Origin of the sequence: Halobium salinum (genome assembly GCF_026586625.1) — an archaeon.
Lineage (GTDB): Archaea > Halobacteriota > Halobacteria > Halobacteriales > Haloferacaceae > Halobium > Halobium salinum.
This window is the reverse complement of record NZ_JAODIW010000010.1, coordinates 1-23,649: the sequence shown is the minus strand read 5'-3', so window position 1 is coordinate 23,649 and position 23,649 is coordinate 1. Positions and strand designations below refer to the sequence as shown.

Here is a 23,649-nt window from a genome sequence, read left to right as displayed (position 1 = left end):
ACTCGTCTAGCTCCGGCGGTACTCGAGCGCCGCGACGGCCGCCAGTGCGAGCAACCCGCCGGCGAGGAAGGCCACACCGGGCGGGAGCAGTCCGAGCACCGGCTCGGCGCCGCCGACCGCGTCGGGGATTCGCGGGCTCGTCGCCGGCCCGCCGAGGTCGACGACGCCGGCGCCGAACGCCGACTGCACGAGCGCGGCGAACAGCCCGACGACCGCCGCGACGCCGACGAGGCGCTTCAGCGAGTCGAGGAAGTCGCCGCGGTCGTCCTCGCGGCCGACGCAGACGACCATCGGGTCGTCGCTGGGCGCGTACACGTTCATCTCACGTCCCTTCACGGAGTAGCGCGTGTCGGCGACCCGAACGAGTCCGGCGTCGGTGAGGTTGTTGACGTGGTGTCGCACGTTCTGGAGCGACGTGTCGACCTCCTCGGAGAGCTCGGACGCGGTGGCGGGGCGCTCGTGGAGCGCGGTGAGGACGGACCGGGCTGTGTCCGACGACAGGGAGGAGATGAGCCGCTCGGACTCCTCGTCGTCGAGCCAGAGCACGCGGAGGTCGCCGTCGGCGTCGGGGGCCGCAGCGGCACTGCCGCTCACCCCCTCGTCGCCGGCGGACTCCGTCCGCGCGGGTTCTGTGTCAGACGGTAGCAGCCCTGACATACTCGGTTATTCTGTGTCCCGTAAGTAAATCCTTTGGGAAAATCCGTTCATAGTTTTCGAACCGTCAGACTTCTCTTAGAGGCCCTCTACTCCGAGTATCTCGGACTTTCGCGTTTGGTTCTCGGGAGGCGTCCTGCAATATAAAGCCCCACCAGCGCGACGAGGAGGACGGCCAGTCCGACGCCGAAGCTTCGGAAGACGGTGTCGAAGGGGATGCCGGCCCCGCGCAACAGCCCGACCGCGCCGCTCCCGTTCGCTTCGAGGAGCAACGCGAGGCCGCTGTAGAGGGCGTACGCGCCGGAGCGGTTCCCGCTCGGGAGCGCCCCGAGCAGGTACGCGTCGAGCGCCGGGAAGAGGCCGTGTGCGACGAGTCCGAACGCGAGCGACACCACGAGCAGAGCGACCGGCGTCGTCGCCAGCGTCAACGCGAACAGACAGCAGACGAAGCCGGCGTGGATCGCGAGCACGTACGGGACGTGCGGCAGACGGTCGGCGAGCCGACCGCTGGCCCAGAACGCGGGGACGCCGGCCGCGAACAGCGCCGTGAGTAACCCTCCGGCGGTCGCCGACGAGACCCCCTTTGTCAGCAGGTAGGAGACGTAGAAGTTGAACACGCCCTGCCAGACGAACCCCAGCGCGCTGACGAGCACGACGCCCAGAGCGATTTCGCGCCAGTAGCGCAGGGCGCCGACGAAGTCCCGGTCCGGCCCGGTCGCCGCCGGCGCCGACCCGTCCGAACGGACGGTGAGGACGAACAGGACTGCCGTTCCGAGGAGCGCTCCGGCCCCGAGAAGCCAGAACACGCCCCGCCAGTCGTCGGCGAAGACGGTCACGACGAGCGTCGGCGCGGCGACGGCGGCGACCTGGGCGGCCGTCCCGTGAATCCCGACGGCCCGACCGACCGCGTCGGGGTACAGTTCGCCGACGAGGGGGACGGCCGCGACGAAGTACGCCCCCGTCGACAGCCCGATGACGAACGCCGCCGCCTGCAACACGGGGAGCGTCGGCGCCGTCGCGGCCGCCGCCGACCCCGCGGCGAGCAGGACGCCCGTCCCGAGGACGACGTGGTGACGCGGGACTCGCGAGAGCAGGACACCCACCGGGATTCGGGGGAGGGCGGTGCCGAACCAGACGAGGGTAGTGAGGAGGCCGACGGCCGCCGGGCCGACGCCGAACTCGGCCTGCAGGGTCTCGACGAGGGGGGCGAACACGACGCGGCCGAGGTTCACGAGAAACACCAGCCCGCAGAGCGTGCCGAACAGGCGCCGGGTCACTGACCGTCGTTCTCGGGCGGCGGGGTCAAGCCTTGGGAATGCGGCGGGGGAGGCTCCCGACTGGACCCCGAGCCACGCCAGTCCGACCGACTCGAGTCCGACCTACTCGGGTTCCGGTCCGGCCCCGGTTTCGGCCTCGTGTGGCTCGCTCCCGGCCTCGCTGACGGTGACGGTCTCGACCCGCGCCCCGTCGACGGCGTCCACGCGGAGCCGGTAGCCGTCGAGGTCGAAGGCGTCCCCGACCTCCGGGGGTCGGCCGAGGTGGCTCAACACGAGCCCGCCGACGGTCTCGAACTCCGCGCTCTCGAAGGCGGAGCCGACCCGTTCGTTCACGGTCCCGAGGTCGAGACTGCCGTCGACGAGGTAGACGCCGTCGCCGACGCGTTCGACGCCCGGTTCGGTCTCCTCGCGGTCGAACTCGTCGCGGATGTCGCCGACTATCTCCTCGAGGGTGTCTTCGATGGTCACCATCCCCTCGAAGGCGCCCCACTCGTCGATGACGACGGCGATAGGCGCCTCGCGCTTCCGGAAGTCGGAGAGGAGGCCGTCGACGCGGTAGCTCTCGGGAACGACGAGCACCTCGCGGGCGACGTCGGCGGCGGTGAGCCCCTCGGCGTCGGCGGCGCCGAGCTCCGCGAGGCGAAACAGGTCCTTCACGTGGACGAAGCCGACGACCCGTTCGCCGCCGTTGCCCTCGCGGTCGAGCACCGGATACCGCGTGTAGCTCTCGTGGGCGGCGAGCGAGCGAACCTCCGCGAGCGACGCGTCCGCCGCTAGCGTCACAACGTCGGGGCGCGGAATCATTATCTCGCGGACGGCGGTGTCGCCCAGCTCGAAGACGCCCTCTATCATCTCCACCTCGTCGACGTCGACGTGACCTTCCTCCTGTGAGCGCGCGAGGATGAGCCGTATCTCCTCTTCGGTGTGGCTCTCTTCGGACTCGGAGGCGGGCGAAATCCCCGCGAGTCGGGTGAAGTAGTTCGCCGTCCCGTTGAACACGACGATGCCCGGCTTGAACAGGATGTAGAAAAAGCGCATCGGAGCCGCGACCAGCAGGGCGATGCGTTCTGCCTCCTGGATGGCGACCGTCTTCGGGGCCAACTCGCCGAAGACGACGTGGAGAAACGTGATGAAGCCGAAGCCGAGTACGAGGGCGACGAGGTGAACGAGGCTCTCCGGGAGGACGGCGCCGAGCACCGGGTCGATGAGAGCCGCGACCGCCGGCTCGCCGACCCATCCCAGCCCCAGCGAGGAGAGGGTGATGCCCAGTTGGCACACCGCGAGGTAGTCGTCGAGGTTTCGCACCTCCGTCTGGACGAGTTTCGCCGACCGCCGACCGCTCTCGACGAGCGCGCTCACGCGGGCCGGTCGGATTCGCACGAGCGCGAACTCGGAGGCGACGAAGAACCCGTTGAGGAAGACGAGAAAGAGCGCGAACAACAGCCCGGCCGCCGAAATCAGCGGCTCGGACTGCAAGGGGAGGGCGGGGGAGAGATGCGCCGACGCGACACTGGCACTGTACACACCTCTACTACGTCGTTCCCGGTTGATACCTGCTTCGAGCCGCCGAACTGCTGGACGGCCGGACTCCTGTCAGGTCCGAGTGTCGGGCGTCGCGGCGGTCGTCTCGGCGTGGCGTCGGGCCAGCCGGTCGACGAACAGGAGCTTCGTCGCAATCCCGAGGACGCCGAACAGCCCCGCCGACCGCGCCCGGCCCCGGTAGGCGGCGTACAGCGCGTAACACCACACCGGCGCCGACGCGTAGTTCAGCCAGACGAGGTCCGAGGCGTCGAACTCCCCGTCGAGCCACGCCTGCTCGGCCCTGACACCGCGGGTCATCCAGTCGTCGGCGTCGACCTCGCGCTCGGGGAAGAGGACGGGGTTCACCGCGGTCCAGACGACCGCCAGCGCGACGAGTCGGGGGTCGCGCCTGTAGACGGCGTAGAGGATGGCCGGTCCGGCGAGGAGCCGGGACCAGCCGCTCCAGGGGTTGGCGTGTCGGTTCCACAGCGCCTCGGGGAGCGGGTTCTTGCTAGACATTGTCGGGAGCTAGGACCGCCGCGGGCAAAAAGACGGGTCCGGCCCCAACGACACCCCGACCGGGGGCCGAACGATGGCTACCAACAAGTCGCAGGGTGGGACTTCGGAAAGGGCCGGCTTCCGGGGGCATCCTCGGAACTGATGGGGAAATCGGCACCGTCCGTGACGGTCACTACGGAAACCGGCCCCACGATTTACTCTTCCGGCCGCCGAACCCCCGCGTATGATTTCGGCGAAGATGATGGGCGTCGTCGACGAGAACGCCGAGGCGCTCGGCGTCCCCCGAAAACAACTGATGGAGTCGAGCGGGAACGCCGTCGCCCGGGTCGTGCGCGACGTGGCGGAGTCCGGGTCCTCGGTGACGCTCGTCTGCGGCCGGGGGAACAACGGCGGCGACGCCTTCGCCGCCGCGCGGTTCCTCGAAGGGTACGACGTGCGCGTCCTCCTGCTCGGCCGCGAGGAGTCGATTACGACGGACATCGCCCGCGAGAACTGGGCGGCCCTGAAAGAGACCGACATCGACGCCGAGGCGGTCCGGGACTCCCGTGACCTCGACCTCGGCGACCCCGACGTGGTCGTCGACGCGATGCTCGGGACGGGCATCACGGGCGACCTGCGTGAGCCGGAGGCGACCGCGGCCGGGAGCATCAACGAACTCGACGCGACCGTCGTCGCCGTCGACGTGCCCTCGGGCGTCGACGCCGACACCGGCGAGGCCGCAGGGAACGCCGTCGACGCCGACCACGTGGTGACGTTCCACGACGAGAAGCCCGGCCTCTCGGCCCTCGACGCCGACGTGCGCGTGGCGGACATCGGCATCCCGGAGGCCGCCGAACGGTTCACCGGGCCGGGCTACCTCTCGCTTCTCTCGCGCGACCCGAACAGCCACAAGGGCCAGAACGGGGACGTGCTCGTCGTCGGCGGCGGGCCGTTCACGGGCGCGCCCGCCCTGTCGACGGAAGCGGCGTTTCGCGCCGGCGCGGACCTCGTGAACACCGCGACGCCGGAGTCGGTGAAGACCGTCCTCCAGACCTACGGCGAGGACCTGATGGTCCGCGGTCTGCCGGGCGACCACCTGAAACCCGAACACGTCGACGAACTGCTCGACCTGGCGGAGGGGAAACACGCCGTCGCCATCGGCCCCGGCCTCGGCACGGACGAGGAGACGCTGGCGGCCGTGCGGCAGTTCTTCGAGCAGTTCGACGGCAACGCCGTCGTCGACGCCGACGCGCTCCACGCCATCCCGGACGTGGACACCGACGCCGACCTCGTCTGTACGCCCAACGGCCACGAACTGGAGGAGATGGGCTGTGACGCCGCCGACGAGCGCGACCAGCGCGCGGAGGACGTACGGGGGTTCGCCGAGGAGTTGGGCCACGTCGTCGTCGCGAAGGGGCCGGAGGACATCGTGAGCGACGGCGACCGCGTGGTCGTCAACCGCGTCGGCAATTCGGGGATGACCGTCGGCGGGACCGGCGACATCCTCACGGGCATCACCGCCTCGTTTCGGGCGACGCTCGACCCCTTCACCGCGGCCGTCGCCGCGACGTGGGTGAACGGTCGCGCGGGCGACCTCGCCTACGAGAAGCGCGGCAACGGGTTCGTCGCCAGCGACATGGTCGAGGAGGTGCCGTACGCGATGCGACGCGATACGGACCTCGCCGATGACACGCGGTAGCGACGGACTCGCGAAGGTCGCTCTGCTTCCGGCTATCCGCCCCGGGAGAGTCCGCCGCCGGCGACCGTCCCGAGCGTCAGAAGCGTCGCCGCCGCGACCCCGTCGAGCGCCGCCCGCTCCAGCATGGTGCCGACGAACGGGGCGGCGACGTCGCCGACGCCGACGGCGAACGTGGCGGCGACGGCGGCCCCGGCCGCCACGCCGACAGCGGCGGCGACGGCTGTCGTCGCGAGTGCCCGACGGCCGGACGGGGCGCTCCCGATGGCGACAGCCACACCCACCGCCGCGAGCGGGGCGACGACCTCCGCGAGCAGGCCGTACGTCACCGGCGACTGGGCGACCAACCCGACGGTGAAGAGGAGCGTCACCGGTTCCATGAGCACCGCGAACCCGGCGACCGCCCCGAGGAGGCCCACCAGTGCGGCGGTGACGGCGACCCCGCGGCTCGACGTCTGTTCGCCGACTCCGTCGTCTTCCCCGTCCCGCCCGTCCCGTCCGGTCGGCGGGTCGTCCCGGAGCGCGGCCACTGCGGCACCGGCGGCGATACCGACCGATACGGCGACCGCGACCGAGAGGACGGCGAGGAGGTACCACCCCCCCGTCGGGCGCGAGACCGCCAACCACGCCACCTCCGGACCGACAAGTCCGAGGGTCACGACGGGGTAGCTCACCGCGAGTCCGACCGGAGTGCCGAGGGCGGCGCCGACGAGCGCCGCCGCTACCGTCGTAGCCGTAACGGCCGGCGGATGGACGCGGTCGCCGGTCGCTCCCAGTCTCGCGCCGACGAGCGCCGCCGCCACCGGGGCGAGAAGGAAGCAGAGCAGGTCGACCGCGGCCGGCGGGACCGCTCCGAACGGGCCGCCGAGGTCCGCCTGGAGCGTGAGACGGAACGGGGCGACGGTCGCCGCCAGGAGCGCGAGAACGCCGGCGGCGACCCCGAACCGGAGGCGGGTCGAGAGCGACATCGTCTCACCCCTCGTCGGGGCTCCGAGAAGGCTCTTGTGACACCGACGTCCCGGGTTCCGCGACCGTGCGGGCTAACCGCGGCCGGCCCCTCCCCCGACACGAATGGCCCTCGGTTACGTCTGTATGAACCGCACGCTCCGCGAGCGCGACCCGCCGCTTCGCTGTAACCGCGGGATGCGAGAGCGGACGTGGGAGGAGCGCGGCCTCCCCTACGCCTCCGAACTGACGCTGCAGAATTTCAGGGACCTCCGCGAGATTCTGGAGTGGAACCGCGAGCACGGAATCGACTTCTACCGGTGCACCTCCGACCTCGTCCCGTGGCACTCACAGTACGACCTCGAGCAGTTGCCCGACTACGAGGAAATCCGCGAGGTGGCCGAGGACTGCGGCGCGTTCGTCCGAGAGCACGGGATGCGCCTGACCTTCCACCCGAGCCACTGGGTCAAACTGGCGAGCGAGTCCGAAGACACCGTCGAGAACTCCCTCCGCGACCTGGAGAACCACGGCGCGTGGCTCGATTTGCTGGGGCTCGACCGGTCGCCGTACTACGGCATCAACGTCCACATCGGCGCCCACTACGGCGACAAGTCGGCCACGGGTGAACGGTTCCGCGCCGCCGTCGAGCGCCTCTCGCCGGCCGCCCGTGAGCGTCTGACCGTCGAGAACGACGATTCGGAGAGCCTCTGGTCGGTGCCGGAACTCGTCGAGGCGGTCGGCGACCCCCTCGGCGTCCCCATCGTGTTCGACTACCACCACCACACGTTCGCCAGCCGAGGGTTGAGTCACCGGGAGGCGTTCGCCCTCGCGGCCGGGACGTGGCCGGACGGCGTCCGACCGGCCACCCACTACTCCGAGCCGGCGCGCCTGCACGACGACCCGGACGCGAAGCCAGGGGCCCACTCCGAGTACGTGGCCAGCGTGCCCGACTGGCTCGCCCGCGAGTCGGACGTGATGCTCGAAGCCGGTGCCAAGGAGCGGGCGGTGCTGGCGCTTCGGGAGTCCGAAGCCGCCGGCGCGAGGGAGCCGGGACGACCAGAGTGAAGACGCCGGCCCGCGGAGACTCACCCATGACCGAGGACTCCGAGGCCGAGGGGAACGCGACCGGCGCCGCCGACCTCACCCACACCGACGCCGCCGGCGAGGTGCAGATGGTCGACGTGGGCGACAAGCCCGACTCGGCCCGCCGGGCGGTCGCCCGCGGCGAGATTCGACTCCAGTCGTCGACCGTCGCCGCCATCCGAGACGACGAAGTCGGCAAAGGGGACGTCCTCGCGACCGCCCGCGTCGGGGCGATTCAAGCGGTCAAGCACACCTGGGAGACGGTGCCGATGTGCCACCAGATTCCCATCACGAACGTCGACACCGACTTCGACCTCGCAGACGAGCGGGTAACGCTCACCGTCGTGGTCGAGACGACCGGGAAGACCGGCTGCGAGATGGAGGCGATTCAGGGCGTGACGACGGGGCTCGGCGTCGTCTGGGACATGGTCAAGGCCGTCGAGAAGGACGGCGAGGGAGGGTACCCGAACACGCGAATCGGGAACGTCCGCGTGGTCGAGAAGGAGAAGCGACGGGTGGAGTGAGCGGAACCGTCGGGCCGAGTGGGTGGGTACGAGGGCGTCGAGAGCGGCGGTCGGAGGGAGTAGCGGGGAGTCGAGAGACGGTCACCGCCCGGTGTCGCCCCACTCAGTCGCCGTTCGGACCGTCGTCGGTCGCGACGGGGGCCTCCGGTCTGCTCCGGTGTTCGGGGCCTTCGCGCGAGTCGTCGGCGTCGGGGGCGTCGTCCGTGCCACGGGCGGTCCTCGGCCCGTCGTCCGTCCCCGCGTCGACGTCGAGTCGGCCGGTCCGTCGGAGCTTTCGGGGGCCGCGGTCCTCGACGCCGGCGGCGTCGGCGACCTCGTTGATGCGGCTCAGCAGCTCGCGGTGGAAGGAGGCTATCATGTCCGAGAGCACGCCGAAGATGAGTAGCTGGACGCCGAAGATGAGGGCCATTGCGGCGGCGACGGCGAGCACCTCGTGGCTCCGCCGGGGGAAGGCGATGAACCACTCGTAGCCGACGTAGGCGGCGAGCAGGAGGCCGACCAGCGAGGAGATGACGCCGGCGCTCCCGAAGTAGAAGAGGGGGTTGTTGGTCTTCGCGCGGCGGTACAGCTCGAGGAAGATGATGCCGCCGTCGCGGAACGGACGGAGGTTCGTGTTGGAGCCGTTCGGGCGGGGCTTGTAGGTGATCGGGACGACCGTCGTCGGGATGTTCTTCTTGGCGCACTCGACGGACATCTCGGTCTCGATGCCGAACCCGTCGGCGGTGAGCGTCATCCGCTCGAAGGAGCGGCGGGTGAACGCGCGGTAGCCAGAGAGGATGTCCCGGTAGTCGTAGCGGTGGATGAAGTAGAACGCCCGGTTGACGATGCGGTTGCCGACCCGGTTGAGGAACGTCATCGCGCCGGGCCGCATGTCGGCGAAGCGGTCGCCGATGACGTGCTCGTACCCGTCTTCCAGCGGCTCGAGCATCGCCTCGGCGTCCTCCGGGCGGTAGGTCGCGTCGGCGTCCGCGAGGAGGACGTACGGCGCCTCGACGAACTGCGAGACGGCCTCGCGGACGGCCTGTCCCTTCCCGATGCCGGACTGGACGACCACCTCGGCGCCGTGGTCGGCCGCGATGGCGCGGGTGTCGTCGTCGGAGTCGCCGTCGATGACGAGGATGTCGGTGAACCCCGCGTCCCGGTAGCCGTCCACCACCTCGGCGATGGTCTCGGCCTCGTTGTAGGCGGGGAGGAGGACACAGACGTCGGCGCGGTCCATTGTGAGTCCGTGGTTCGGCGAGATATAAAAGCGCTTCCGCTCGCCGTCGGTGCCCGATTTCCGCCGGCAGACGGACGCTCGGCGCCGTCGGCCGACGCACCTGCCGGCGAACCCGCCCGTGACTGACCGACTCGTCGCGTCTCCTACCGAACCACCTTTGGCGCCCATCCGAGAACCCCGGAGCATGAGCCTCCTCTTCGTCGGCATCGTCGCCTGCATCCTCGCGGGCGTCCCCTTCGGGCTGTTTTACGGCCTCTACGCCCTCTGGACCCCCGAAGGCTCCCCCGCCGACAAGCGTCGCGACGAACCGACCGTCAGCATCGTCTTGCCGACCTACAACGAGGCGTCCATCGTCGAGAGCAAACTCGAGGACCTCCTCGCGCTCGACTACCCGATGGCGAAGGTCGAGGTCGTCGTCGTCGACTCGAGCGACGACGCCACCCCGGACCTCGTCGAGTCGTTCTTCGCCGACCGCGACGCGCCCTCCCTCACGCTCATCCGCGAGGGCGAACGCCGCGGGCTCGCCGCCGCGCTCAACGACGCCTACGCCGCCGCCGAGAACGAGATGGTCGTCAAGACCGACTGTGACTCCCGCATCGCACCGGACGCGTTGCGCGAGGCGGCCGCCAACCTCGCCGACCCCGAGGTCGGTGCCGTCACCGGACGCAACGCCGAGGTGCTCGGCGGCAGCGAGGTGGAGACCGACTACCGCGGGATGCAGGGGATGGTCCAGACCCTCGAATCCCACCTCGACTCGACGCTCATCTTCCACGGCCCCTTCTCCGCCTTCGAGAACGACCGCGTCGTCCCCATCGACCCCGAGTCCATCGCCGACGACACGGAACTCGCGCTCAAGATTCGCAAGGGTGGCGCCCGCGTCGTCTACGACCCCGCCATCCGGTTCAAGGAGGCGTCCTTCTCGGACTTCTCGAAGCGCCGCTCCCAGAAGGACCGCCGCGCGATGGGGCTCGTCCGACTCCTCTTCCAGCACCGCGACGCCGTCTTCGACCGGTCGCTCGGCCTGTACGGGCTCGTGGTGCTCCCGTTCAACTGGGCGTTCATGGTGCTCTCGCCGTGGCTGCTCGCGCTCGGTCTCGGCTCGCTCACGGTCGGCTTCCTGACGACGTTCCCGCCGCTCGGACTGGCGTTCCTCCTCGGCCTCGGCGGGTTCGTCGCGCTGGGTTCGCGCGACCGACTCGGGAGCCTCCAGCCCGCGTACGCCCTCTTCGACACGCAGGTGTCGCTGTTCTGGGCCAGCGTGAAGCTCCTCCGCGGCGAGGGCGGCCCCATCTGGGAGGTCGACGAGGAGCTCCGAGAAGCGTACAAGTAGCCGACAGTTCGGTCGGCGACTTCGGGACGCTTTTTTGTACAGGGGGCACACGGCTCGCTAATGCCCGACGAACCCGCCGACGTGTCGACGGAGGGCGACGACCCGCCGCTGTCCTCCACCTCGATCGCCATCCTCCACGACCGGTTCCCCGGAATCGGCGGCGGCGAGAAGTTCGCCATCGAGGCCGCACGCGTCCTCGACGCGCCCATCTACACGATGTACGTCGCCCGCGGGACCGACATCCCGTCCGACGTGCGCGTCATCCCCATCCGGCAGTCGAAGTACGTCACCGGGCCGACGAGCGCGCTCCTCGAGTGGAAGAACGAGGGGATGAACCCGCTCGAGACGCTCAACGTCGCGCTCGACATGACCGACGCCCACCCGGCGCTGTCCGACTACGACGTGATATTCGAGAGCGCCCCGCTCTCGAAGTCGTACGTCCCCGAGGTGGACCAGAAGGTCGTCCACTACCCACACAGCCCTCCGCGCTGGCTGTACGACCTCTACCGGGACCGCATCGGCGGGCTCGACTACCCCGGTCTCGGCTTCGCGCTCCGGGCCTACGCGAAGGCGTGGCGCGCCCTCGACAAGGAGGCGAACGACTACGTCGACCGGTTCGTCGCCAACAGCGAACTCATCGCCGCGCGCATCCGTCGCTACTACGACGAGGACGCGACGGTCGTCTACCCGCCGATATCCGGCGACTGGCGGAACGAGGGCGACGACGGCTACTTCGTCACGTGGTCGCGACTCGCCCCCGAGAAGCGCATCGACCTGCTCGTGGAGGCGTTCGCCGGGCTGGACGAGCGACTCGTCGTCGCCGGCGACGGCGAGCAGCGCGAGAAACTGGAGCGCCTCGCCGCCGCCGCCGACAACGTCGAGATTCGCGGCTTCGTCGACGACATCGAGTCGCTGGTCGCCAACGCGACGGCGGTCGTCTACGCGCCGAAACAGGAGGACTTCGGCCTCGTCGGCGCCGAGGCGCTGACGGCCGGGAAGCCGCTTCTCGGCGTGGACGAGGGGTTCACGCGCTACCAGGTGGAGGAGGGGGTCACCGGACTGTTGTTCGACCCGACCGTCGAGTCGGTCCGCGCTACGGTCCGCGACTTCGACGCCGCGGACTTCGACGCCGACGCCATCCAGGCGCGCGCCGAGCCGTACGCCTACGAGCACTTCGCGGCGGGGTTGCGGCGGGTCGTTCGGGAGGTCACCGCGGACGACGCGACAGACGAGGCCGCGACCGCGACCGACGCTCCCGCGTCGTCGCCGGAGCCGAGCGGGTGACCCGCGTTACCTCGCGATGCGGCGAGTGTGACGGTCGAACGGGTGGGGAACCGTTATGCGACCGGCCGACGACACCTGGGGTGAGCGTATGACGAGCATGCCGTCGCCGAACATCGTACTCCTCTGTCTGGACACGGTGCGGAAGGACTACTACGACGAGTACGCGGACCGACTCCGCTCGCTCGCCACGGCCCGGTTCGAGGGGATGCGTGCGCTCTCCTCGTGGAGCGTCCCGAGCCACGCGTCGATGTTCACCGGCGAACTCCCCCGCGAGCACGGCGTCCACTCGTGGAACCGTCGGATGGCCGTCCCCGAGTCGGAGACCTGGTTCGACGCCATCCCCGACTACCGGCGGGTCGGCGTCTCCGCGAACGTGTACGCGGGCCCGGTGTTCGGCTTCGACACGCTGTTCGACTCGTTCACCGCCATCTCCCGGTCGAAGTGGTTCCCGGAGGGGATGGACGTCCAGGAGCACATCGACGGTACCGAGAAGGACGGGTTGGCGGCCCACCGCGAGTTCCTCCGGAAGGCGATGGCCCACGAGAACCCCTGGAAGTCGCTGCTGAACGGGGCGGTGCTCAAAGCCGACGACCTGTTCCAGAAGCTGCCGGTCGCGAAACCCCTCGACTTCGGCGGCCAGTCCATCGCCCGCGAGTTACAGCGCGAACTCGCCGACGACCGGGACCGGCCGGTGTTCGCCTTCGCGAACCTGATGGAGGCACACTCCCCCCATCTCCCCTTCCGCGGCCTCGACGACTCGCTGTACTCGGTGCCGAAGACGTTCACCGACCACGACTTCGACGTCTGGGACGTCATCGCGGCCGGCGGCGAGGGGTACGAGTCGGAGGTTCGCGCCATCCGCGAACTGTACGGCGCGGGCGTCGAGTACCTCGACCGGCTCGTCGCGGGGATGGTCCACGAGATTCAGCGCGAGACGAGCCGCGACACGGTGTTCGTCGTCACCGCCGACCACGGCGAGAACCTCGGCTTCGCCGCCGACGAGGGGATGATTCACCACACGTCGAGCCTCTCCGAGGCGCTGCTCCACGTCCCCTTCGACGTCATCGACCCCCGCGAGGCCGACGACGTGACCGTCCCGGGGCTCGCGAGCCACGCCGACCTGCGCGGAATCGTCGAGGCCGTCCGCGACGGCGACACCCTCGCGGGGTTCACGCGCGACCACGCGGAGGCCGAGATTGCCGGCCCGAGCACCGCGTCCGTTCCGGACGAGCGTGCGGACTACTGGCGTCGTGCCCAGCACGCGGTGTACGACGGCCACGAGCGCCGCAAGTACGTCCGGGACTCGCTCGGCGACGTGCGGGTCTGGGACGTTGGGAACGGCCCGTCCTGGCAGGCGGCGGTCGACGAGGACGCCCCGGCGGACGTGTGGGGCGTCGACTTCGACGACTGGGTCGCGCTCCTCACGGCGGGGCGCGACGGGGACTCGTCGGACGACATCGACGACGCCGCACAGCAGCGCCTGAAGGAACTCGGTTACCTGTAACACTGGACTACGCATGAAACGACTACTCGTCACCATCGACTCGCTCCGATACGATTACCTGAAACACATGCCGAGGACGGAGTCGTACCTCGACACCACCCACGACCGCGCGTTCTCGGCTTGCACCGCCACGATGGGCAGCTTCCCGGCGACCATCGGCGGGGAGTACCCCGACGGCACCGGTCTCCACCCGGGGTCGTCGCTCGCGAACCACATGGACCGCCCGGCCGTCGGCATCACGACGAACCACCTCCTCTCGGCCGAGTACGGCTACGACGAGGGGTTCGACCGCTTCCACTCGCCGAAGGGCGGCGGCGAGTCCCTGAAGGACAAAGGGGCGATTTTCCTCACGCAGGGGACCCTCCCGTACAAGGCCGCCGTGTGGGGGTGGAACCAGTACCAGCAGCTCCAGTCCCGGTTCGGCTCGGTGCCGAAATCCTTCCGACGCGCCGAGGCCGTCGTCGAGGAGTTCCGAACGCACGTCGAGGACGAGGACGACTGGTTCGGCTGGCTCCACCTGATGGAGCCACACCACCCCTACGACCCGGACGACTCGCCCGTGAGCCGCGCCGAGGCACAGGCCGTCAGCCGCCGCGTCGTCGGCGGCGGCGGGACGGAGGCGGAGAAGGAGCTCACCCGGGAGCTGTACCGTCGCGAGGTCGAGGAACTCGACGAGAAGCTCGCCCCGCTGTGGGAGTTCGTCCCGGACGACGCACGTGTCGTGTTCTGTGCCGACCACGGCGAACTGCTCGGCGAGGACGACCTGTGGGGGCATCCGGGGGTGATGCGTGAGGAGCTCCTGAACGTCCCCTTCGGCACGCGGAACGCGCCCGACCTCGGCGACGTGGTCTCCCTCGTCGACGTCCCGACGGTCCTCCGCGGGGAGGAACACGGCCAAGGCACCCTCGACCGGGACGTGGCGTTCGCCACGTACGGCGACGAGAAGGCCGCCGTCAACGCCGATCACATCGTCAACTCCGAGGGGACGCGGACGCTGTGGAGCGACGAGTCGGCCGAGGACCCCTCGCTCGAACGCGAGTACGAGCGGTTCGAGCCGGGACGCGTCGACCTCGACGACGCACTGATGGAGGACCTGGAGGACCTCGGGTACGCATGACGCTGGTGATTCTGGCACTCGACGCACTCGACGCGGGGCTGGTCGAGCACTTCGACCTCGACTCGTTCCGGTTGGCGTCGTCGACCGAGGTGCAGACGTTCGCTCACGCCCGCGACCAGCCGTTCACGCCGGAGGTGTGGGCCACGGTCGCCACGGGTCTCGACCCGGAAGAACACGGCGTCACCGGGTCGGGGACGAGCGAGTGGGACAACCCCCTCCTCGAGTTCGCCTCGAAGTTCTCGGCGAAGCTCCCCGAGAACCGCCGCGGACAACTCGGAGACCTCGTCGGCAGAGCGACCGGCGAACGCGAACGCGTCGGTCGCACCGACCGGAAGACGGTGTTCGACCGCGAGGGCGGCGTCGTGCGCAACTGGCCGGGCGTCGGCGACGGTGCGGACCTCCAGCGAGCGTGGGACCTGATGGTCGCCGTCTCGAAGGACATCTCCCGCCGCGAGTTCGAGCGCGACCTGCTCGGTCTCTGTGCCGAGCAGTTCGGCTGGGCCCGGGAGATGCTGCACCACGAGGTGAGCGTCGCCGGCGTCCACGTCCACACGCTCGACGCCGCGGGCCACGCCTATGCCGACGACGAGGCGGCACTGCGCGAGGTGTACGAGCGCGTCGGCGGTTTCGTCGACGAGGTCGCGGCCGCACTGGGCCCCGACGACGACCTGTTGCTCCTCTCGGACCACGGGATGCGGACGGCGTTTTTCGACGCGGACGCCGGCGAGAAACCCGGGAGCCACTCGTGGCGGGCGTACGCCAGCGCGACGACCGAGGACGTCCCGGACGACGTGTACGACGTGGCCGACTGGGTCGACCGCCACGTCCGCGGCGTCGCTCCCGACGAGGACGACCGGGTCGAGATGCCGATGGAACAGCTGCGAGACCTGGGGTACGTCGAATGACGCTCCGAGACTGGGTCGACGAGACGCGAACGCGGTTCCGCGAGGAGGGCGTCGCCGCGGCGAGTCGGGAGAGCGCGTACGAACTGTACCTGGGCGGGTTCCGTCGCCTGAGTCCGTTCTACCCCGGCGGGGAGAACGTCTTCGACAGGGAGTGGGACGTGCTGCTCGTCCTGGACGCCTGCCGGGTCGACCTGCTGCGGCAGGTCGCGGCCCTCGGTGGCTACCCGTTCCTCGACCGGCCGGGTGAACTCGTCTCGGTGGGGAGTTCCTCCATCGAGTGGCTGTCCCGAACCTTCGACGAGGACCACCGCGAGGCGGCGCGTGAGACGGCGTACGTCACCGGCAACCCGTTCAGCCAGCGCGTGTTGAGCGAGGCGGACCTGCACGTGCTCGACGAGGTGTGGCGGTACGGGTGGGACGACGAACGGGGGACGATTCCGGCACGGGCGCTCACCGACCGCGCCGTCGCGACCCACCGCGAGTTCGGTCCCGACCGGATGATAGTCCACTACATGCAGCCACACTTCCCGTCCGTCCCGGACCCGCTGACCGGCGGGATGAACGCAGAGACGCTCGGAGAGGGGAAGGGATGGGAGGACCCGTGGGAGAAGCTCCGACGGGGGGAGCTCAGTTTCGAGCGCGTCTGGCGAAGTTACGCCCGAAACCTCGAGTACGTGCTCGACGACGTGGCACTGCTCCTCCGGAGCCTCGACGCCGACCGGGTCGTCATCACCGCCGACCACGGCAACGCGGCGGGGGAGTGGGGGGTCTACGGCCACCCGAAGGTGCCGATTCCGGTCCTCAGGAACGTGCCGTGGTACGAGACTAGCGCGAGGGACGACGGCGAGTACGAGCCCGAACTGGAGCGCCCCGAGCGCGGCGGGACCGAGGAGGGTGTCGAGGACAAGCTCTCCGCGCTCGGCTACCTCTGAGGGGACCCGGTCGCGGACGACCGTTCTATTTACCTGAAAAACGTTTACGACGCGACAGGAACACCTCTCACCCGCTATGCCCGGAAAGAAGCTTCTGATGGTCGTCGGCGACTTCGGCGAGGACGCGGAGATTATGGTTCCGTTCCAGGCCCTACAGGCGGTGGGTCACGAGGTCCACGCCGTCTGTCCCGAGAAGTCCGAGGGCGACTCGGTGAAGACCGCGGTCCACGACTTCCGCGGCGACCAGACCTACCTCGAGGAGCGCGGCCACGACTTCACGCTGAACGCCACCTTCGACGAGGTCGACCCCGCCGACTACGACGGCCTCGTCGTCCCCGGCGGGCGCGCCCCCGAGTACCTCCGCACCTACGACGAGGTGCTCGACGTGGTTCGGCACTTCTTCAAGGCCGAGAAGCCGGTGGCGACGACCTGCCACGGCCCACAGATTCTGGCCGCGGCCGACGTGCTGGAGGGGTACGAGATGAGTTCGTATCCGGCGGTCCGCGCCGAGGTCGAGGCCGCCGGCTGTTCGTGGGTCGACGGTGTCACCACCGACCGCAACCTCGTCACCGCCCGCGACTGGAGCGACAACGCCGAGTGGATTTCGGCGTTCCTCGACGTGCTCGGGACGACCGTCGAGCACGGGGAGCCAGAGGTGGCGGTCGGCGACGACTGAGCGCCACGACGAGCACGCGTTCAGGCGTGCTCGTCTCGCTGACGCGGTGGTGTGGGAGACGACTAGCCCGGAGCGACCGCGCACGCGGCGCCTTCGGGCGCCGCGACGCGCCGCCGCGGAGATGTAGCCTCGAAGCGCGACGACGCGGGCGAGTCCGTCTGCCCGCGAACCGCTGACGCGGAGATGTAGCCTCGAAGCGCAACGACGCGGGCGAGTCCGTCCGCCCGCGAATCGCTGATGCGGCGGTGTGGACGATTACGTGCTTCCGCTACCCGCGGCGTCGACGGCATCTCCCGCCACGACCCGGTCGAGGAACGTCCGGAGTTCCCGGGTGACGAACTCGGGGGCGTCCATGTTGGAGGCGTGACCGCCGCCGGGAACCACCCGGACCGTCACGTCCGCGATGGCCGCCCTGAACGCCCTGACGTGGCGTCGAGCGACGCCGGGTTCGTTCTCGCCGTACAGCACCAGTGTCGGCGCCGAAATCGCCGAGAGGTCGAGTCGCGTCTCGTGGAACCGGCCGACGGCTCGGACCACCTTGGCGAACTCGTCGGTCGACATCTTCGGTCCCCGCTCCCGGATGCGTTCGACCTGCTCGTAGTCCCCGCTGGACCCCTTCGAGACGCGTTCGTACGCCCGGACCATCCACCGCTCGGTGCGCTCGTAACCGAGGAGTCGGACCGGATAGACGGTCGCCCGGAGCGCAAGCGACCGCATCACCCGCTCGCGCCAGTCGTGAAGCGTCGGGGTGAAGGTGTCGGCGAGGACGAGGCCGGCCACTCGGTCGGGGTGGCGGGCGGCGTACACCTGCGCGATGCACCCACCCATCGAGGTGCCACAGAGGACCGGTCGCTCGATGTCGAGCGCGGTGCAGAACGCGTCGAGGTCGGCCGCGAACAGGTCGATAGAGTAGCTGTCCTCGTCGGAGCCGCCGGTTCGCCCGTGACCCCGAACGTCGTAGACGTAGGTGGTGTACTCGTCGGCGAGGGCCTCGGCCTGCGGCTCCCACTGATGGTGGTCGACGACCGCGCCGTGGACGAACACGACCGGCGGCCCCTCGCCGCGTCGTTCGTAGTACGTCTCGACTCCGTTCGTCCGCACGGTCGCCATGGGCGTATCGACGCTCGCCGAGAGGATAAGGTCAGCCGGTCGAGTGGACAGACGCCGGGACAGTACGCAATAGTATCATGTGTCTGACTGAGGCTTTTATGTACCCTCCACCGCAAGCTGTGGTATGGAAGAACGTGACACGCAGTACGTCTTCCGCGACGAGCGCGCCGCGGTGCCGAGCTACGACCCCGAGGAGCGGGACGTCGTCATCATGAACGGGACGGCGATGACGTACCGTCGGTACCGCCGACCCGAGTAGCGCCGCTCGGGGCCGTCGTGGGTCGTGGCTGACGAAGAAAATCGGGGTCGGTCGCGTGCCGGCTCCGGCGTCGGAGCGGTCCCTTCTCAGAACGCGCCGCCGTTGACGTCGACTTCGGCGTGAAGCTCGCTGCGCAGCGAGTCGTGGACGTGGCAGATGTCGTCGGCCTTCGAGACGAGTTCGTCCCCGTCGTCGATTTCGGTCTCGGTGTGGATGGTGAAGCGGATGGCCTGCACGTCGTCGTTGTCGTCCATGTCGGCGTCGGCGTCGATCTGGACCTTGCCGAGGTCGTCGACGCCGGACTTGTTGGCCGCGACGCGGAACGCCGGCAGGTAGCAGGCGGCGTAGTCCGCGACGAGGACCTGCTGGGGCGTCGGCCCCTCCTCGTTCGTCGCGTCGATGGTCAGTTCGAAGTCGCCGACCTGGCTGGTGCTCGCGTACCCTTCCTCGCTGACGGTGGACGTCTCGATGTCGCTCATAGTGCGTTCGGCTGCAAAGGCGGCTGGCGCCCTAAACGTTGTTACCGCCCACGGCGTTGCCGTCGTCGAAAGCGGCGGGTGAGTGCCGGGTAGCCCCCCGGAGGCCCGGTCCGGTTCAGAGTTCGAACGTCTCGTCGCCGTCGAGGACGTGGACCTCGGCGCCGGCGCCCGCGGCGTCGACCTCCTTCGCGAAGTCCTGCGGGTCCTGCTCGATGGGCGGGAACGTGTCGTAGTGCATCGGGAACGCGTGGTCGACGTTCAGCCAGTCGACGGCGATGGCGGCCTGCCACGGCCCCATCGTGAAGTGGTCGCCGATGGGGAGCGCGGCGGCGTCCGGTTCGAGGTACGGGCCGATTACCTCGCGCATCTCCGTCATCAGGCCGGTGTCGCCGGCGTGGTAGAACGTCGTCGACTCCTCGTCGGAGGCCTGCGTGGGCTTCGTATCGGAGATGACGAAGCCGGCGGGCGCGCCGAGGTCGTACTCGTAGTCGGTGTTGGCGCCGTTGGTGTGGTCGGCGCGGTGCATCGTGACGTAGGCGTCGCCGCACTCGACGGTGCCGCCGAGGTTCATCCCCATCCCGCCGACCGCCTCGTCGAGGCCCATCTCGTCCTCGACGAAGGAGGCGACCTCGGGGGTCGCGACGACCGTGGCGTCGAACTCCCCCGCGTCGCCGATGTGGTCGGCGTGACCGTGGGTGAGCAGGAGGTAGTCGGGGTCGTCCACGTCGTCGGCCGAGAGCGACGTCTTCGGGTTGTCGAAGAACGGGTCGATGAGGAGGTCGGTGTCGCCGACGGTGACGTGCCAGGTCGAGTGGCCGTGCCAGGTGAGTTCCATTGCGCCCGCCAGTACAGGCGTCACACACCTGAAGCTTGGCCTCCGGGAAGTCGCCACCGGGAGTCGGTGACGGCACGACCGAGTCCGGACCTCGCGTTCGACGCTACGGAATCCGGACCTCGTGTTCGAGCGTCGGAATCCCCTCGACGTCGACCTCGACGCGGTCGCCGTCGGCGAGGCCGCCGACGCCCTCCGGAGTGCCCGTCGCGATGACGTCGCCGGGTTCGAGCGTCAGGTAGGTCGTAATCTCGGCGATGAGCTCCTCGACGCCGAACACCATCTGGTCGCGGGAGCCGTCCTGTTTCGTCTCGCCGTTCACCCGGAGCCGGACCGCGGCGTCCGAGGGGACGTGTTCCGGGTCGGCGACGACCGGCCCCATCGGGGCGGCGCCGTCGAACGCCTTCCCGCGCACCCAGTTCTGCTCCTCGCGCTGGTCGTCGCGGTTCGAGAGGTCGTTGACGCAGGTGAACCCCGCGACGACGTCCATCGCGTCGTCGGCGTCGACGTCCTTGCACTGCTCGCCGATGACGACTCCCAGTTCCGCCTCCCAGTCCAGTTGCTCCTTCCCGGCCGGTAGTGTGACGGTGTCGCCGTGGCTCGCGACCGTGTTCGGCCCCTTGAGGAACAGCATCGGACGGTCGGGCACGTCGGCGCCGTGCTCGGCCGCGTGGTCGGCGTAGTTGCGCCCGATGCAGACTATCTTCGACGGTTCGACGGGTGCGAGGACGTCGACCTCGTCGAGGCCGTACTCGACCCCAGCGAATCGAACGGTCCCGTCGGTCCACTCCCCTCGTCGGACGGCTCCTGCCGGGTCGCGGAATCGAACGTGGTACACGTGTACACGGTCCGATGCGGCGGCCTTAGCTCTTGGCGATGCGGCGAGGGGTAGCGCGTCGTCCGCTTTCCCACCTCGTCGGCAACAACCGTTACCAACCGACACGCCGTAGCCGAACACCCATGCTCGTGTACCTACACCAGTACCGCGATACCGACGCCAAGGAGACCGTCCGCGACGGCGAGGACGAGACCACCCAGAACACCGAAGAGTACTTCGACAAGGACGAACTCGGTCCCGAGGGCGAGTGGGAGCGGGTCTCGTTCGGCGACCGGGTCGTCCAGCGACGCAGCCGGAGTTTCGAGAACGTCTCTTCCCTGTCGGTCCCGACCGACGTGGAGGAGCCCCGCGACCTGCCCGGTGTGACGGTTCAGATAGTCATCGACGGCGAACAGGAGTTCGTCGAGGGTGCAGAAATCATCGAGGTCACCGACCACAACCCCTGACCGGGGGACGGCGTCGCCGGGGCCCGAGAGTACGGCCCCGCTGTCGGCGACCACCACGCCGAGGGGCCACGGCGCACCCTCGCGCCACGTCACCGCGTACAGCCGTTCGTCGTCGGAACCGGTCGGCCGACCCCGGTAGGAACCCCGAAACCCCCGAATTCCGTCCCCTCGCCCGAATCGTCCGCAAACCGAACGACAACGCCTAAGTTTAGGTCGGCCTAATTCGTGGCCATGGAGCTGACTCGGCGGGATGCGCTCGCGGCGCTCGCCGCGTTGGGTGGGTCGACAGCGGGGTGTACGGCACCGACGGCCGACCGACTGGAGCACAGTGAGGAGAGCGACGGAAGTGCGGGGGGTGATACGGACGACGCCGTGGCCGTCCGCCCCGACGAGGGGACGCTCGCGACGATGACGGCCGCCGCGGAGGTCGTCTTCCCCTCGTCGGTGACGGGTCACCGGGAGTTCGTCGAGGCGTACGTCGTGGGCCGAGTCGAGGACCGCGAGGTCTACCGAACCGGGCTGGTGCAGACCGCCGCGGCGCTCGACGCCACGGCCCGAGACTGGCACGGCGACGGGTTCGCCGCGCTCGACCCGGTCGTCCGGGACCGGCTGTTGCGGAATCTCGGCGTCGACGGCGCCGAGGGTGACCCGGACGGAACGCTCACCGACCGGGTCCGACACTACGTGGTGGAAGAGCTGCTGTTCGCCCTCTACGCCTCGCCGACGGGCGGGAAGTTGGTCGGCATCGAGAATCCGGTCGGCCACCCGGGCGGGACGGCGAGCTACCGGCAGGCGACGATGTCGGAGTCGGGAGAGAATGGGTAGCGAGAGCGGGACCGCCGGAGCCGCCGGCGTCGACCGGACGCCGTCCCCGGACGCAGACGTGTGTGTCGTCGGGAGCGGCCCGGCGGGTGCGCTGCTCGCTCACCGGCTCGCCGACCGGGGCCGCGACGTGGTGGTGCTCGAAGCCGGCCCGCGCTTCTCGATGGACGACCGCGAGGAGCGCATGGAGCGCCACATCCGGGGGACGGGGAGCGTCTGGGGGATGGGCGGCGAGCGCGACGCCTTCGCCTCGACGGGTGAGCAGGCGTACCCGCTGAACGCCGCCCGCGTGAAGGGGGTCGGCGGCACCAGTCTCCACTGGCAGGGGATGGTGATGCGGCTGCACGAGCGCGACTTCGAGATGCAGTCGCGGCACGGCGTCGGCGTCGACTGGCCCATCGACTACGACGACCTCCGCCCCTACTACGCCGCGGCCGAGCGCGCCTTCGGCGTCGCCGGCGCTTCGGACAACCCGTACGCGCCGCCGCGGGAGGAGCCCCACCCGCTCCCGGCGTTCCCGCCGTCACACTCGGACTCCATCTTCGCCGAGGCCTGCGAGCGGCTGGGAATCGACATGCACTCCGTACCGAACGCCCGCAACTCCGAGCCGTACGACGGTCGCTCGCCCTGCGTGGGGTATGGCACCTGCAAGCCCGTCTGTCCCTCCGGTGCGAAGTACACCGCCGAGTCTCACGTCGGGAAGGCGGAGGCGGCGGGCGCCCGCGTCGTCGACCGCGCGCCGGTCCAGCGTCTCGAACACGACGACTCGGGCGAGCGCGTCGAGGCCGCGGTCTACGCCACGCCGGACGGAACGGAGCACCGACAGCGTGCCGAGCAGTTCGTCGTCGCCGCCGGCGGGGTGGAGACGCCTCGACTGTTGTTGCTCTCCGAGTCGCCACAGTACCCCGACGGCCTCGCCAACTCCTCCGGTCTCGTGGGTCGGTTCTTCATGGACCACTGCTACGCCGGGATGGGCGGGCGCTACGACGCCCCGACCCGTCAGAAACACGTCGGCTTCAACACCAGCGAGACCCACCAGTTCTACGACGACGAGACCCCCGTCGAGGGGATGAAAATGGAGTTCCTCAACTACGCCGGCCCCTCCCCGGTGATGGAGGCTGTCCGGGCCGACACCTGGGGCGACGAGCTACTCGGCCGGCTGAAGGACGCCTACGGCACTCACATCGCCATGGGCGCGCTGGTCGAACAGCTCCCCCGCGAGGAGAACTACGTCGGCCTCGACAGGTCGACGACGGACGACCACGGCAATCCAGTCCCCGAAGTGCACTGGTCGGTCGGCGACCGGACGAAGCAGGCGCTCGAACGCGCCAACGAGGTCCAGCGCGCGGTTCTGGAGGAACTCGGCGTCGACGTGGAGTGGGCGGTCGGCCCCGGGAACACCGGCCCGGCGTTCCACCACATGGGGACGACGCGGATGGGGACGGACCCGTCCGCGAGCGTCGTCGACCCCGACTGTCGGAGCCACGACCTCGAGAACTGCTGGCTCGTCGGCAGCGGCGTCTTTCCGACCGGCGGCGCGATGAATCCGACACTGACCATCGGAGCGCTGTCGCTCCGGGCCGCGGACGCACTCGACGCCGAGCTGTCCGAGTGAGGGGGCTTCCCACACGGTCGTGTTTAGTTTGGAGAATTGAACCAGGCAGCGAACGCTTGGAGCCAGTTTTCAGCGGTTTCAGG

At 69.7% G+C, this 23,649-nt stretch carries 24 protein-coding genes; 14 read left to right on the top strand and 10 right to left on the bottom strand.

The window, feature by feature from the left end:
- Positions 1-6: 6 nt before the first annotated feature.
- From N5095_RS18765 to N5095_RS18750, 4 genes are all read right to left on the bottom strand, one after another.
- Entirely contained in the window at positions 7-657 is a 651-nt protein-coding gene (locus tag N5095_RS18765; RefSeq protein ID WP_267624702.1) for an ArsR/SmtB family transcription factor, read from the bottom strand.
- Positions 658-743: 86 nt separating this feature from the next.
- A complete protein-coding gene (locus tag N5095_RS18760; RefSeq protein ID WP_267624701.1) occupies positions 744-1,931 on the bottom strand; it encodes an MFS transporter in 1,188 nt (395 codons plus the stop codon).
- A 102-nt stretch (positions 1,932-2,033) separates the two neighbouring features.
- Positions 2,034-3,392, bottom strand: a complete 1,359-nt coding sequence (locus tag N5095_RS18755) for a hemolysin family protein (RefSeq protein WP_390203721.1) — start codon at positions 3,390-3,392, stop codon at positions 2,034-2,036.
- Positions 3,393-3,524: 132 nt separating this feature from the next.
- A complete protein-coding gene (locus N5095_RS18750) occupies positions 3,525-3,971 on the bottom strand; it encodes a DUF6653 family protein (protein ID WP_267624700.1) in 447 nt (148 codons plus the stop codon).
- 223 nt (positions 3,972-4,194) lie between these two features.
- On the opposite strand from N5095_RS18750, the gene N5095_RS18745 reads away from it, so the two are divergent.
- Positions 4,195-5,649, top strand: a complete 1,455-nt coding sequence (locus N5095_RS18745; RefSeq protein WP_267624699.1) for an NAD(P)H-hydrate dehydratase — start codon at positions 4,195-4,197, stop codon at positions 5,647-5,649.
- Positions 5,650-5,681: 32 nt separating this feature from the next.
- On the opposite strand, the gene N5095_RS18740 is transcribed toward N5095_RS18745, so the two are convergent.
- The gene (locus N5095_RS18740; RefSeq protein ID WP_267624698.1) at positions 5,682-6,614 is read right to left on the bottom strand and encodes a hypothetical protein; all 933 of its coding nucleotides are present in this window, start codon (positions 6,612-6,614) and stop codon (positions 5,682-5,684) included.
- A 103-nt stretch (positions 6,615-6,717) separates the two neighbouring features.
- On the opposite strand from N5095_RS18740, the gene uvsE reads away from it, so the two are divergent.
- The gene (gene uvsE, locus N5095_RS18735) at positions 6,718-7,656 is read left to right on the top strand and encodes a UV DNA damage repair endonuclease UvsE (protein WP_267624697.1); all 939 of its coding nucleotides are present in this window, start codon (positions 6,718-6,720) and stop codon (positions 7,654-7,656) included.
- 26 nt (positions 7,657-7,682) lie between these two features.
- Positions 7,683-8,198: a cyclic pyranopterin monophosphate synthase MoaC gene (gene moaC / locus N5095_RS18730; RefSeq protein WP_267624696.1), complete on the top strand. Its 516-nt coding sequence runs from the start codon at positions 7,683-7,685 to the stop codon at positions 8,196-8,198.
- Positions 8,199-8,301: 103 nt separating this feature from the next.
- Here moaC and aglJ read toward each other — a convergent pair whose 3' ends face one another.
- Positions 8,302-9,417 carry an S-layer glycoprotein N-glycosyltransferase AglJ gene (aglJ, locus tag N5095_RS18725; protein WP_267624695.1) on the bottom strand — a complete coding sequence of 372 codons (1,116 nt, stop codon included), beginning with the start codon at positions 9,415-9,417 and terminating at the stop codon, positions 8,302-8,304.
- Positions 9,418-9,601: 184 nt separating this feature from the next.
- Here aglJ and N5095_RS18720 point away from each other — a divergent pair, with 184 nt between their 5' ends.
- The 7 genes from N5095_RS18720 (at position 9,602) to N5095_RS18690 (ending at position 17,165) form a co-directional block, all read left to right on the top strand.
- Positions 9,602-10,747 carry a glycosyltransferase gene (locus N5095_RS18720; RefSeq protein WP_267624694.1) on the top strand — a complete coding sequence of 382 codons (1,146 nt, stop codon included), beginning with the start codon at positions 9,602-9,604 and terminating at the stop codon, positions 10,745-10,747.
- A 60-nt stretch (positions 10,748-10,807) separates the two neighbouring features.
- Positions 10,808-12,031: a glycosyltransferase gene (locus tag N5095_RS18715; protein WP_267624693.1), complete on the top strand. Its 1,224-nt coding sequence runs from the start codon at positions 10,808-10,810 to the stop codon at positions 12,029-12,031.
- A gap of 88 nt (positions 12,032-12,119) precedes the next feature.
- Positions 12,120-13,535, top strand: a complete 1,416-nt coding sequence (locus N5095_RS18710) for a sulfatase-like hydrolase/transferase (protein ID WP_267624692.1) — start codon at positions 12,120-12,122, stop codon at positions 13,533-13,535.
- Between the two features lie 13 nt (positions 13,536-13,548).
- Positions 13,549-14,652, top strand: coding sequence for a sulfatase-like hydrolase/transferase (locus N5095_RS18705; RefSeq protein WP_267624691.1), 1,104 nt, complete (start codon positions 13,549-13,551; stop codon positions 14,650-14,652).
- Positions 14,649-15,557: an alkaline phosphatase family protein gene (locus N5095_RS18700; RefSeq protein WP_267624690.1), complete on the top strand. Its 909-nt coding sequence runs from the start codon at positions 14,649-14,651 to the stop codon at positions 15,555-15,557. Before N5095_RS18705 ends, N5095_RS18700 begins: the two co-directional genes overlap by 4 nt.
- Entirely contained in the window at positions 15,554-16,489 is a 936-nt protein-coding gene (locus tag N5095_RS18695) for an alkaline phosphatase family protein (RefSeq protein WP_267624689.1), read from the top strand. Before N5095_RS18700 ends, N5095_RS18695 begins: the two co-directional genes overlap by 4 nt.
- Positions 16,490-16,565: 76 nt before the next feature.
- Positions 16,566-17,165: a DJ-1/PfpI family protein gene (locus N5095_RS18690; protein ID WP_267624688.1), complete on the top strand. Its 600-nt coding sequence runs from the start codon at positions 16,566-16,568 to the stop codon at positions 17,163-17,165.
- A 255-nt stretch (positions 17,166-17,420) separates the two neighbouring features.
- Here the strand turns inward: N5095_RS18690 and N5095_RS18685 are convergent, their stop codons facing one another.
- Positions 17,421-18,275 carry an alpha/beta fold hydrolase gene (locus N5095_RS18685; RefSeq protein WP_267624687.1) on the bottom strand — a complete coding sequence of 285 codons (855 nt, stop codon included), beginning with the start codon at positions 18,273-18,275 and terminating at the stop codon, positions 17,421-17,423.
- A gap of 124 nt (positions 18,276-18,399) precedes the next feature.
- On the opposite strand from N5095_RS18685, the gene N5095_RS18680 reads away from it, so the two are divergent.
- On the top strand, positions 18,400-18,534 hold the full coding sequence (locus N5095_RS18680; RefSeq protein WP_267624686.1) for a hypothetical protein: 135 nt from the start codon (positions 18,400-18,402) through the stop codon (positions 18,532-18,534).
- Positions 18,535-18,620: 86 nt separating this feature from the next.
- Here N5095_RS18680 and N5095_RS18675 read toward each other — a convergent pair whose 3' ends face one another.
- The 3 genes from N5095_RS18675 to N5095_RS18665 all read right to left on the bottom strand — a co-directional run bounded on the left by N5095_RS18675 (position 18,621) and on the right by N5095_RS18665 (position 20,683).
- Positions 18,621-19,013 carry an OsmC family protein gene (locus N5095_RS18675; protein ID WP_267624685.1) on the bottom strand — a complete coding sequence of 131 codons (393 nt, stop codon included), beginning with the start codon at positions 19,011-19,013 and terminating at the stop codon, positions 18,621-18,623.
- Between the two features lie 115 nt (positions 19,014-19,128).
- The gene (locus tag N5095_RS18670; RefSeq protein WP_267624684.1) at positions 19,129-19,848 is read right to left on the bottom strand and encodes a metal-dependent hydrolase; all 720 of its coding nucleotides are present in this window, start codon (positions 19,846-19,848) and stop codon (positions 19,129-19,131) included.
- Positions 19,849-19,951: 103 nt separating this feature from the next.
- Positions 19,952-20,683 carry a fumarylacetoacetate hydrolase family protein gene (locus N5095_RS18665; protein WP_267624683.1) on the bottom strand — a complete coding sequence of 244 codons (732 nt, stop codon included), beginning with the start codon at positions 20,681-20,683 and terminating at the stop codon, positions 19,952-19,954.
- Positions 20,684-20,805: 122 nt separating this feature from the next.
- Here N5095_RS18665 and N5095_RS18660 point away from each other — a divergent pair, with 122 nt between their 5' ends.
- The 3 genes from N5095_RS18660 to N5095_RS18650 all read left to right on the top strand — a co-directional run bounded on the left by N5095_RS18660 (position 20,806) and on the right by N5095_RS18650 (position 23,566).
- A complete protein-coding gene (locus N5095_RS18660; protein ID WP_267624682.1) occupies positions 20,806-21,129 on the top strand; it encodes a hypothetical protein in 324 nt (107 codons plus the stop codon).
- 231 nt (positions 21,130-21,360) lie between these two features.
- Positions 21,361-21,954: a gluconate 2-dehydrogenase subunit 3 family protein gene (locus tag N5095_RS18655; protein ID WP_267624681.1), complete on the top strand. Its 594-nt coding sequence runs from the start codon at positions 21,361-21,363 to the stop codon at positions 21,952-21,954.
- On the top strand, positions 21,947-23,566 hold the full coding sequence (locus N5095_RS18650; protein ID WP_267624680.1) for a GMC family oxidoreductase: 1,620 nt from the start codon (positions 21,947-21,949) through the stop codon (positions 23,564-23,566). Before N5095_RS18655 ends, N5095_RS18650 begins: the two co-directional genes overlap by 8 nt.
- The last annotated feature ends 83 nt before the right edge of the window (positions 23,567-23,649 follow it).